The organism is Actinomadura sp. HBU206391 (assembly GCF_014323665.1).
In the GTDB taxonomy this organism is placed as follows: domain Bacteria; phylum Actinomycetota; class Actinomycetes; order Streptosporangiales; family Streptosporangiaceae; genus Actinomadura_C.
Window position 1 is genome coordinate 17,390 of sequence record NZ_JABVEB010000079.1, and the last position, 9,993, is coordinate 27,382.

Annotated in this window: 8 protein-coding genes; 1 reads left to right on the forward strand and 7 read right to left on the reverse strand. The window is 70.2% G+C overall.

All coding sequences use genetic code 11. The features are described from left to right. The first annotated feature begins 23 nt into the window (after window positions 1–23). The gene (locus HKK72_RS21860; RefSeq protein ID WP_187236267.1) at window positions 24–1,163 is read left to right on the forward strand and encodes a hypothetical protein; all 1,140 of its coding nucleotides are present in this window, start codon (window positions 24–26) and stop codon (window positions 1,161–1,163) included. An 11-nt stretch (window positions 1,164–1,174) separates the two neighbouring features. Here the strand turns inward: HKK72_RS21860 and HKK72_RS42290 are convergent, their stop codons facing one another. The 7 genes from HKK72_RS42290 to HKK72_RS21895 all read right to left on the reverse strand — a co-directional run. Further along, window positions 1,175–2,458: a TNT domain-containing protein gene (locus tag HKK72_RS42290; RefSeq protein WP_222720983.1), complete on the reverse strand. Its 1,284-nt coding sequence runs from the start codon at window positions 2,456–2,458 to the stop codon at window positions 1,175–1,177. 37 nt (window positions 2,459–2,495) lie between these two features. Next, window positions 2,496–2,981, reverse strand: coding sequence for a DUF6301 family protein (locus HKK72_RS21870; RefSeq protein ID WP_187236268.1), 486 nt, complete (start codon window positions 2,979–2,981; stop codon window positions 2,496–2,498). 71 nt (window positions 2,982–3,052) lie between these two features. Next, window positions 3,053–3,319: a hypothetical protein gene (locus HKK72_RS21875; protein ID WP_187236269.1), complete on the reverse strand. Its 267-nt coding sequence runs from the start codon at window positions 3,317–3,319 to the stop codon at window positions 3,053–3,055. 48 nt (window positions 3,320–3,367) lie between these two features. After that, on the reverse strand, window positions 3,368–8,425 hold the full coding sequence (locus tag HKK72_RS21880) for a hypothetical protein (protein WP_187236270.1): 5,058 nt from the start codon (window positions 8,423–8,425) through the stop codon (window positions 3,368–3,370). 3 nt (window positions 8,426–8,428) lie between these two features. Further along, on the reverse strand, window positions 8,429–8,746 hold the full coding sequence (locus HKK72_RS21885) for a WXG100 family type VII secretion target (RefSeq protein ID WP_187236271.1): 318 nt from the start codon (window positions 8,744–8,746) through the stop codon (window positions 8,429–8,431). A gap of 33 nt (window positions 8,747–8,779) precedes the next feature. Continuing rightward, on the reverse strand, window positions 8,780–9,190 hold the full coding sequence (locus HKK72_RS21890; RefSeq protein ID WP_187236272.1) for a YbaB/EbfC family nucleoid-associated protein: 411 nt from the start codon (window positions 9,188–9,190) through the stop codon (window positions 8,780–8,782). A 230-nt stretch (window positions 9,191–9,420) separates the two neighbouring features. Then, window positions 9,421–9,993 (reverse strand): UvrB/UvrC motif-containing protein (locus HKK72_RS21895; RefSeq protein ID WP_187236273.1); only part of this gene is annotated, 573 nt, incomplete at its 5' end.

Below are 9,993 nucleotides of genomic sequence, written 5' to 3' on the forward strand. Positions count from 1 at the left end.
GCGGCAGGACCCGGGGAGGACGCGTGACCGAGGTCTTGTTCCTGGTCGCTCTCGCCGCCGCGCGAGGATCGGCGGACGGCGCCCTCGACCCGGTGTTCGACGACCTGACCGGGCGGGCGGGGATACCCGCGGTGGTGTGGGGAGCACTCCCCCACCAGCCGGGCTTCTGGTCCGTTCGCGGCGCCGCGCCGCGGCTGATCGGGGCGGAACCGGGCGCCGCCTACTTCCAGCCCGATCCGGCGCTGTGGTCGGGGCTGCGGCTGGCCCCCCGCACGGCGGCCGCGATCGGCAGGCATGATCCGCTCGCGGAGGGATGCGCCGAGGCCGCCCGCCTCGGCCTGTCCAGCCACATCAGGGTCAGCGTGTTGCGCAACCCCCGGCTGGCCACCCGGCACCCCGACTGCGCCCAGCGGGATGTCCGGGGGCGGCCGCATCCGTGGGGGCTGTGCCCGTCGAACCCGGACGTCCGCGCCTACGTCGAGACGCTGATTACCGACCTCGCCAGGTACGGGGCCGAGAGCGTCCGGCTCGACTGGCTGCACTTCGCCGGGCTCGCCTCGTCGCCGCCCGACTCGTCCCTGTGGGCGCCGTGCTTCTGCCGTCACTGCCGGACGGCCCTGACGGCCTGGTGCGATGTCGACGCCGCCGTGGTGCAGGCTCAGCGCGAGGCCGGCCTGTCACCGTGGCCGGACGGGGATCCAGGCGAGGACAACTGGCCGGTCATCGAATGTGCGCCGCCACCACCGTCGCCCCTCGCGCTCTACCGGGACGCGATGCGGCAGGCGATCGCCGCCATCACGGCCGACGCGGCCCGGGCGGCGCGCCTGCACGGAATGCGGTCGACCTACACAAAGCCGCCTTGGGCATCACTGGCCTACACCGGCGCGGACGGCGACGGCCTCTACCAGCTGACCGACCACCTTCAGACCCCGCACACCGCCCTCGGCCGCCGGACGTCCAGCGACCCCGTGCTCGGTCGCCGAAGGGTCTGCCTGCGCCCCGGGCGAGGCCACTGGCTCAGCACCGATGATCCAGAGCCGAACATCGCCTACGCCCGCCGCGCCCGGATCAGCGAGGTCGAGTTCCAGCACTATCACGCGATGCCGGACGACTTCATCGACCGCATCGCCGACGTGGTCGTCCATGGCCCGCCGGACCGGTGAGCCGATCCTGCTCAGGCGCCGGTGACCTCGGTCAGGGTGCCGTCGGCGAGCAGGTCGGCGACGGAGGACGGCAGGACGTAGGCGATCCCGCCGCCGGGCTGGTCGAACCACGGAACCGCGACCCCGGTGAGCACTCGCAGCGGCCGCCGCAACCGGTACACGCGATAGGGCCGGTTCTCCCATTCCGCCGGCCATGAGCGCCGTGCGTACGGGGTCCGCACCGCGTACATGAAGTTGCCGTCGGGATCTCCGTACCGGTCGACCTCGGCATCGACGGGTAGGCCGACGACCCGCCGGTCTTTCAGCAACGACAGCGGCGGCTCACCCGGCAACGGCCGGATCGAGTCCTCCTCGCCGGCCGCGCCCGCGCGGTCCGAAGACGCGGGCGCCCGGCCCGGCGTCGTGGACCGCCCGCCTGACGCCCGGCCCGGCGCGGCCCGTCGCACCGCCTGATCCGTCCGTCGAGCCGGCGCCGAGCCCGTCGGACCGGTGACCACCGACAGCGCGGCGGCGCGGGCGCGCTCGTCCACCTCGGGCAGCCGGAACTCCATCCGGCGAACATGGTCGACCAGGTCGGGCTCCGGGGCCACGTCATGCTCACGCAGGTAGTAGCCGACGGCCCCCGGCCAGACCCACGCGCCGTCGGTGTGGAACGTCATCGGGACGTCCCTGCGCCCGCCGGGTTCGAGCCGGTCGGAGTCGAACCCCCGCGCCGCCAGCACGATGGGGGCCTTCTGCAGATACGCGAGCAGCCGGTCCCGTTCGCCCGCGTCCACCGGCGGGCGGGACACGTGGGGCCGGCCGTCCGCGCCCTCCCCGTCGAACAATCTCGCTCTTCGCGGCTCCTCCCGGGGCAGGCCGAGCCGCGGCAGATCGAAGGGATCGTTGCCCTTCTTCTCGTTCCACGCCCGATACCGGAGCCCGCCCGGGTCGGGGATGCCGTACCCGTCGCGCATCGCCGTGACCACCATTCCCGCCAGGGCCTGGTACTGCCGGGCCGAGGCGGGCCAGGCCAGCTCGGCCCACCAGTTCTCGCGTCCGGCCGGCCGGTCCGGGGGACGCCATCCCGCCGACGTGATCGCCCTCTCACCTTCGGCCGAAACCCGCTGCTTCGGCTCCAGGACCGAGTCGGCCACGACCTCGGCGACCAATCGGTCCGTCTCCTGAACGAACTGCGCATAGCGGCCGGTCAGGCCGTCACCGGGCTCGGAGATCACGATCAGTGCCCCGGCCGGCAGGACGGCCAGTTCTTCGGCCAGCGCCTCGGCGAACGACTCCCACTCCACAGTGCTCACAGTCCGTTCACGATCCCCGTGTTCACAATCCCCGTGTTCATATGCCCAGTTCAACGGCCCGATCGAACTCGTCGATGTACTCGTTCGTCGCCAGGAACACGTTGACCTGCACCCACTGGTGCTTGACCCCGATCGTCGCCTCGTGGCCACGCCACCGCACCTCGGCCGACTCACCGGGAATGCGTTCGGTGGGCTCTCCCAATGCCCGCGTGGCCGCCGCCACGACCTGGGCGAAGGCGTCCTGGACGTACGCCCGGCCTCCGGCCGACTCGGCGCTCGCGGATCCGCACGCGGCCACCGAGATCCTGTCGACCTTCCCGGACCGCGAGAGATAGAAGAAACCGCTGGCCATCCCGAATCCGGCGTCCAGTCGCACCGACCGGCCCAGGCGCGACTCGACCTTCCAGCCGAACCTCTCGACAACCCCGTCGATCTCGACGGGATCCCAGGCCCAGCGCAGGGACCGGAGCCCCGTGACCAGGTCGGCGACCTCCGAGGCCGGCAACATGCGGCGATCAGCCATGTCCATCACCCTAGCGGCCGACTCGACCTGTTCAGCGAACCCGAAATGCCCGGCATTACCATGACCCGCCGTTAGTCGTCACCGGTGTCCGGACGGTAGCGTTCCAGCCTTTCCCGCTCGTCCAGCGTCGCCGTCTCCATTTTACGTTTGTCGAATTCACGCATCATCGCGACATGGTCGTCGGTGATGAGGCCATCGGGCACCGGCTCGTCGAGCCTCTCCCACCCCGAGCGCGCGAGCAACGAGTGCACCATCGATATGGGCATGTGCTCGGGAAGCACTGGAAGATATTCTTCCGGGTGAACGATGACGCCCGCATGCCCCACGGCGATGAGCATGGCTCCGCCGGGCTGCCGCGCAAGGACCCTTGGCATGTCACCATCTTCTCATTCCGGCCGTAGCCGCTCGATGTCAGAACGTAGTTGTTGTCGAATTCGGAGCGCCCTGTCCAATGCCGCCTGCCAATGGTCGGCGTTCGGAACCCCAGTGCCGGAAAGGCGATCATTCAGGCGATCGATCTCCGTGTCGACCCAGACGAGGTCGTCACGGGCGCGCTCCAGCGCCCTCGCACGTGCGTCGGGTGCGCCGCTCTCGGCGATGCGCTCGTTGTTGACGACGCGCCAGTCCACCCCCGCGGCGTCCAGCGCCGTGCGCAGCTCGGGGCTCGCCTCCTGGTAGAGGATCACGTGATCGATGTCGCCGACGCCCACACCACCGTGGATCTGCGCCTCGACGTAGGCCCTCGCCCGGAACGCCGTGCTCTCATAATCGCGGTCGAGGCCGGCGAGGGCGGCCTCGCCGCGCCCCTCCATCCCGCTCGGGTAGGCGCCATATGACTCCGGCCGCGGATCCAGGATCGAACTGGGGATCGTCGCCTCGCGGTGGTCGAGGGAGTCGCCGACGGACGCCGTCGTGCGTTCCAGCACCTCCGCCCGCAGGACGACCTGGATCTCGCCGTACTGCGTCAGTTGATCGGTGTTCCCGATCATCCCGCGCTCGCCGAAACCCGCTGGCTGCTCGGGACCGATCTGGACATAGCCATAAATCGGTCGCTGGTGGGCCGGCATGTCGGCGGGATAGCCGAACCAGATGCGCTCCAGATCAGCGCGGTACGTCGTGTCGTTCTCTCCGCCCGACGTTCCGCTTTCGAACTGGGACTTGAATCGGCCGGCGTCGAGCACCTGGAGCAGGAGCCCTTCGCGAACACGGATACCGACGGGCTTGTCCGCGAAGACCTCGTTCAACTCGGCCTTCATCCGGTCACGCAGCTCCGCTGGATCATGGCCCGTCTCCACGGCGAGCCGGTCGATGTTGCGGTGCACCTCCCCGTACTGACGCGCGTACTCACGTTCCGCCGGGTCGGAGAAGCGCCGCCACAGCTCACTGCGGAGGCGCCCGCGTTCCATCGCCAGTTCCTCGGTGGCGGGATCGTTCTGGTCCGCCCTCTTGTAACGGTCGGTCAGCTCCGCGTACCGCTTGGCGAAGTCGATCGCGTCCTGGCCCGGCGCCTCCCGTACGGAAGCGCGGAACGCCGGCACGCCGGCCGGTCGCATGTCCGAGTGCGGCGCGGCGGGCCTGCCGGCCGGTTCGTCGTCGCCACGCTGCGGGGCGCCGTCGCCGGCGCGCCCGCCGGGGGCCGGTACGGCACCGCCCGGGGTCGTGGCCGGTGCGGCCGAGGGGCCCGGTGCGTGGGGATCGGCCGGCACCGCCTCGCGGCGTACGGAATCGGCGCCGTCTTCGGCGGACGCTCTGCTCAGCTCGGTGCCGTCGCCGCCGGCCGAGCGAGGGGCGGTGTACTCCGGCCACGGCGTAGGGGCCGCATGTCGCGCGGTGGCTGAGGGGCCGGCGCGTCCCGGGCCGTCGCCTAGTGCGGCGCCTGCGATGCGGTCGACGCTGAACGGCTGATCCGGGTCCCGCGTCAAGTCGAACTCCGACCGCTTGACCATGCCGTTCTTGTTGGCGTGCATCAGGTGGTACTCCACCCGCAACGTCCCGGCCGCGAGAGCCTGCTCGATCTTCGCCTTTATCTCAGGGTGGTCGCTCAGGGCGGCGGCGAGATCGCGATCAATGGCCAGGACATGGCGGAGATACTCAGGGCTGCCCTGTTGGGCCTTCTTGTCGCCTTCGACCGTGCGGGTCCGGAGCTCCGCGCCGGCGCCCTTGGCCTCCACGCAGAGCAGGGTGGGCGGATCTCCATCCACGAACGCGACCACGTCGATCGTTCCGGGCGTTCCGGGTTTGTCCTCGGACGGTGTGAGGAGGGTGCCACCGCGGTCGTTCGTCGCGAAGTCGACTGCCGCGATCATGCCCATCTGCTCGCTGACCCGGACGAGCTCGTCCTGTCTTCCGCCGTACGGAAAAGCAAGATCATGCAGCTTCGACAAACGATCTTGCGCCGCCGCCTTCTCCTCGGCGGACATCATCGGATCAGCGTTGACCCTGTCCCGAAGCGAGGTAATCATTCCGTCGAGCTTCGTCGAGCTCAGGTCATGCACCTTGACGCCGAATTCCTTGAGATACGGCGCCATATCAGTTCGGGCGTCCGCGCCGCCGCCAACACCGTCTTCTGTTCTGTCGACGCGAAAGTCGGCAAGATCCTCCAAGTCGCCCTGGGTGTCGTCGAGTATGTGATAGTCCTCCGGCTCCCCCTTGTTCGCCTTATAGTCGATATCGCGGCTGGTGAGGTGGTCATCAATGCACCCACCGGCACCGTACAACCTGTGATGATGCTCGTTGCGGTATGAGCCTTCTGGGTCGCCCGGATGGTGCAGTTTTCCATTCTCGGAGCGATACCAGCCCTCCGGATCGCCATCGCGATGCAGGGTTCCATCCGGGTCGCGGAAGGTGCCCGGATCATCACCCTCTCGGTGCAGCCGGCCGTCGTCGCCCATCCGGAGGTCGCCGGCCCCACGGTGGTCGGCATCCGCGTGGGGGATGGCCGAACCCGCTGAAGCCCAAACGCGGCCGCGTAGCATGCCGTCCTGCCCCACGGCGGTGACGGAGCCGTCAGGTTCGAACGAGTTCCAGCCACCGTCCGGCGGCCAGGTCGCCACGAACGTGCCGTCGGGCTTGTACGTACCGGACCCGGAGAAGGGGTTGCCCGCCGTATCGGTCCAGGCCTGTTGGTCCGGCGCGGTGACCGGAACGCCCAGTTCCCGTGACAGCCGGGCAGCGAACGAATCCGGTCCCTGCCCGGTCTCACATGAGATCAACAGGATCGGGCGGCCGCCCCAGTTGGGGTCACTTCTGATCAGTTCGGCGATATCGCGGGCGTTGAGCGATACGTCTCCGACGCGCATCGCGTCGGGCCGGCCGTGCCCGTCGACGGCATAGCAGTCGGGATCGGGCGGCACCCGCCGTGCCAGGTCGCGCATGGCCTGCTCGTCCGGCGCGAAGAACGACCGGCCGGCCGGCGTCTCCTCGCTGCTGCGGTACACGTCGTACAGGTGCGGTGGAAGATTTTCCGGAATCAGAGTCGGCCCTGCGCCCACCTGTGGTCCGTCGCCCACCTCCGGCCCAGCACCCACCTCCGGCCCAGCACCGATCTCTGGCCCCGATCCCACCGCCGGGCCAGCGCTCTCCGGCCGTGCGGTCGCCGAGGATGGGGCGGCCGCGGGCGGGCGGGCGTACGCGTGTGGTGGACGGGTCTGCGGCTCCTCGGCCCTTCCGTCGCCCGTGCGAGCCGGAGGCCTCTCGCCTCTTCCGGCGTCGTGAGTACGAGGGGGTTCGGGCGTGCGACCGGCTGATCCCCCCGGACCGCCCGGCGTGGATCCGCCCATGGGGAACCCGCCGGCCGGCCCGCCCGCACGGCCGTCGGACATCGGCGCTCCAGGGCCGCCAGGGGAGCCCGGAGGGACCGCGCCCGGCTGTGCGGCAGGACCCGGCGGGGCGGCAGAGTCGGCGGCACCGGCCAGCTGCGTGCCTTGCTGCGGGGCGTCGAAACGGCCCGGCGGGCCGCCGCCCTGCGGGTCACCGCCGTGCGTTGCGGACGGCGCCCCCTGAGAGCTCCCCGGATCGGCGGGGAAGGCGTGACCGGGGCCCGGTGGGGCGTGCGAGGACGGCCCGGACGAGTCGCCGACGGTCTGGGTGTTCAGCGCGTCGGCGACCCGGTTGCCCGATGGACTCGAGCCGCCGTCGCCCGGTGGCCCGGCGCCCCCGCCGCCGTCGGAGGACAAGGCCGAGGGTGCACCGCCGCTGCCGGAGGCCGAGGCCGGCGGTCCGTCGGAACCACCGGCAGGGCCTGCAGAACCGCCGCCGGTCGACGCGTTCGCCGAGGAGGAGCCGTCCGACCCCGCATAACCGCCGGCGCCCGGTGGACCATGCCCGCCACCCGGAGCGCCGCTCGACCCGCCGTCGGCGGAACCGGCGGCCCCACCGGCCAGGCTCGAGCCGGAGGAACCGGAAGGATCGGAGCCACCCGAACCGGAAGAACCGGAGCCGGTGCCGGAGGCGCCCGAGCCGGATGACGACCCCGAGGAGGACTCGTCGCCGGCCGCACCGCCCCGGGCCGTACCGGGATCGGCCGGGCCGGCCAGATTCGGTGAGCCGACCTGGGGGACCTCGACCTCGCCGAGCCCGACTCTGCCGCCGCCGACGGTGCCGCCGAACGCACCGGAGGTGGCGCTCATGGCCAGCCCTTCGGCGGTGAGCGGATCACCGGACATCGCGGCATCGGCGACGGTGCCGGCGACCCCGCCGATCCCCTCGGAGAGGCCCTCGCGAGCGGCCCCTCTCAGCATGCCCGAGAGTGCGGTCTCGGCCCCCTCGCCGAGCCCGGGCAGCCGGCCCATCCCGACGCCGAGGCCACCGGAGATGACACCGCCCACGACCCCGTCGAGAGCGGCCGCACCCGACTTGCCCCAGTCGACGCCGTCCCGGTCGCCCTTCCCGATCTGGACTCCCTGGATCACGAGGTCCAGCAGCACGCCCTCGGCGAGCCCGCGCGCCACGTCCCTGGCTATCGCGATCAACAGCCTCTGCAGGATCGTCCGCGAGGTGATCTGCGCCCCTACCTGAACCGCGGGGATCGCCGCCGTCGACCCGCCGAAGGTCGCATACGCCGCGGCGATCAATGAAATGATCTCGATCGCGGTGATGATCAACAGGGCGATGAACATGTACTTCGCGTACTCGATCTCGTTCGCGCCGTTGTTCATCGCCTGGGCGAGCGCCTGACATGCCTGCGACAGCTTGGGCAGATACTGCGGATCCGTGGAGACGTAGGTCTCGAAGTACCTTCGGAAGGCCTCGGCTCCCGCGCTGTCGACGGTGCCGAGCACCTTCGTCGCCGTCGCCTCGAGGTCGCCGATCAGGTCGTCGATGTCGGCGACGGCTCCGACCCACGCCTCGGCGGCACGGCGCATCGCCGTCTCATCGCCCTCAGGCCAGTCGGACCCGACGATCCATTCCAGCCACTGGAGTTCGGACGGGAGTACGAGCCCCACGCGCTAACGCCGCCCCACGCCTTTGACGGCGCGCAGGGAGCCGTCCTCGGCCTTCTGGTAGACCTTCGCCATCTCGTCGAGACCGGTCTTGATCTCGGCCACGCTCTTGCTCAGATCACCGAACTGCTTGAGGACCTTCTCGGCTTGCTTGAGGTATTCGCTTTCGAACTGCTTACCGGTGTCGTCGTTGCCCCAGCACTTGCCCTCCGCGGACAACGCGCCGTCCAAGGCATCGTGGATCTTCCCGAGCCGCTTCGAACCGTCCGTGAAACCCTGGGCCGAACGCCTCAGACCGGCCGGATCGACCCGGAGCTCACTCATCGCCCGCTCGTTCCATCGAGAATCCACCGTGTCTCATTTGTCGCGCAGCCCGTAGCGTTGCTTCATCGCCTCGAGGTCGTCCGGTCGCTGCGGAAGCACCTTCGACAGATCGGCCCCGTCCACATCGCCGAAGGCGGTGTCGGCGGGCACCAACGGTTCCAGCACCGCCCGTACCTGGTCGCCGACCTGCCCGGCGGCCTCGTTTACGGCCGCGAGCACGCACTCGGCGAGTTCCGACGGCGACAGCCTCCGGTACACCCGGGGGTCGAACTCCAGACCGGTCAGCCGGCCCTGCGCTCCCACCGTGACCGTCACCATGCCGTCGGCCGCCTCGACGATGGCCTGCGCCGAGCCCATCTGCCGTTGCAGATCCTGGAGCTGGGAGCGCTTGGCACGGTACTGCTTCATCAGCTCATCGAGATGCGCCTGCAAGTCCTCCCGCACCCGGCCTGCCCCCCACGATCCGCACTGCGCCCATGACCCGAAATGACTGTAGGTAAATGGAAGCTTTACCGGGTAAGCAGCAGAAATCAAGCTCTATCACTGACCCAGGGCGAAATGTCACACGTTCGGGCGCATGTCCTCGCCCGGTGTCGACGACGTCCGATTGAGACAAGTCGGCGTACGCGGCCCGATGACGTGGGAGCAGGTGATCCGGTGGGATCGCGTGACCGCTACCGGACGCCGGCCTCCTTCATGTCGCGCAGCTCGCGCTTGAGCTCCTTCATCTCGTCGCGGAGCCGGGCGGCGAGCTCGAACTGAAGGTCGGCTGCGGCCTGGTGCATCTGAGCCGTCATCTGGTCGATGAGCGACTCCATCTCCTCGCGGGGTCGCTCCCCCACCAGGTCCGCCGCGTGCCGGCCCGTCTCCCTGGACCGTGAGGACAGTCCCGGCACCGGTGCCTTGCCGCGGCTCTGCTGACGGCCGGCGCCCCCGATCAGCCGCTCGGTGTCGGCGTCCTCGCGGGCGAGCGAGTCGAGGATGTCGGCGATCTTCTTTCTCAGCGCCGTGGGCTCGATGCCGTGCTCGGTGTTGTAGGCCACCTGCTTGGCGCGCCGCCGGTTGGTCTCGTCGATGGCCCGCTCCATCGAGGCGGTGACCTGGTCGGCGTACATGTGCACCTGCCCGGAGACGTTCCGCGCCGCTCGGCCGATCGTCTGGATCAACGAGGTCTCGGACCGCAGGAAACCCTCCTTGTCGGCATCGAGAATCGACACTAGGGACACCTCCGGCAGGTCGAGGCCCTC

Bases quoted from the DNA above. Each gene is read 5' to 3' on its own strand.
- HKK72_RS21875 (WP_187236269.1), bottom strand. From the start codon at position 3,319: ATGCTCATCGCCGTGGGGCATGCGGGCGTCATCGTTCACCCGGAAGAA.
- HKK72_RS21870 (WP_187236268.1), bottom strand. From the start codon at position 2,981: ATGGCTGATCGCCGCATGTTGCCGGCCTCGGAGGTCGCCGACCTGGTC.
- HKK72_RS21885 (WP_187236271.1), bottom strand. From the start codon at position 8,746: ATGAGTGAGCTCCGGGTCGATCCGGCCGGTCTGAGGCGTTCGGCCCAG.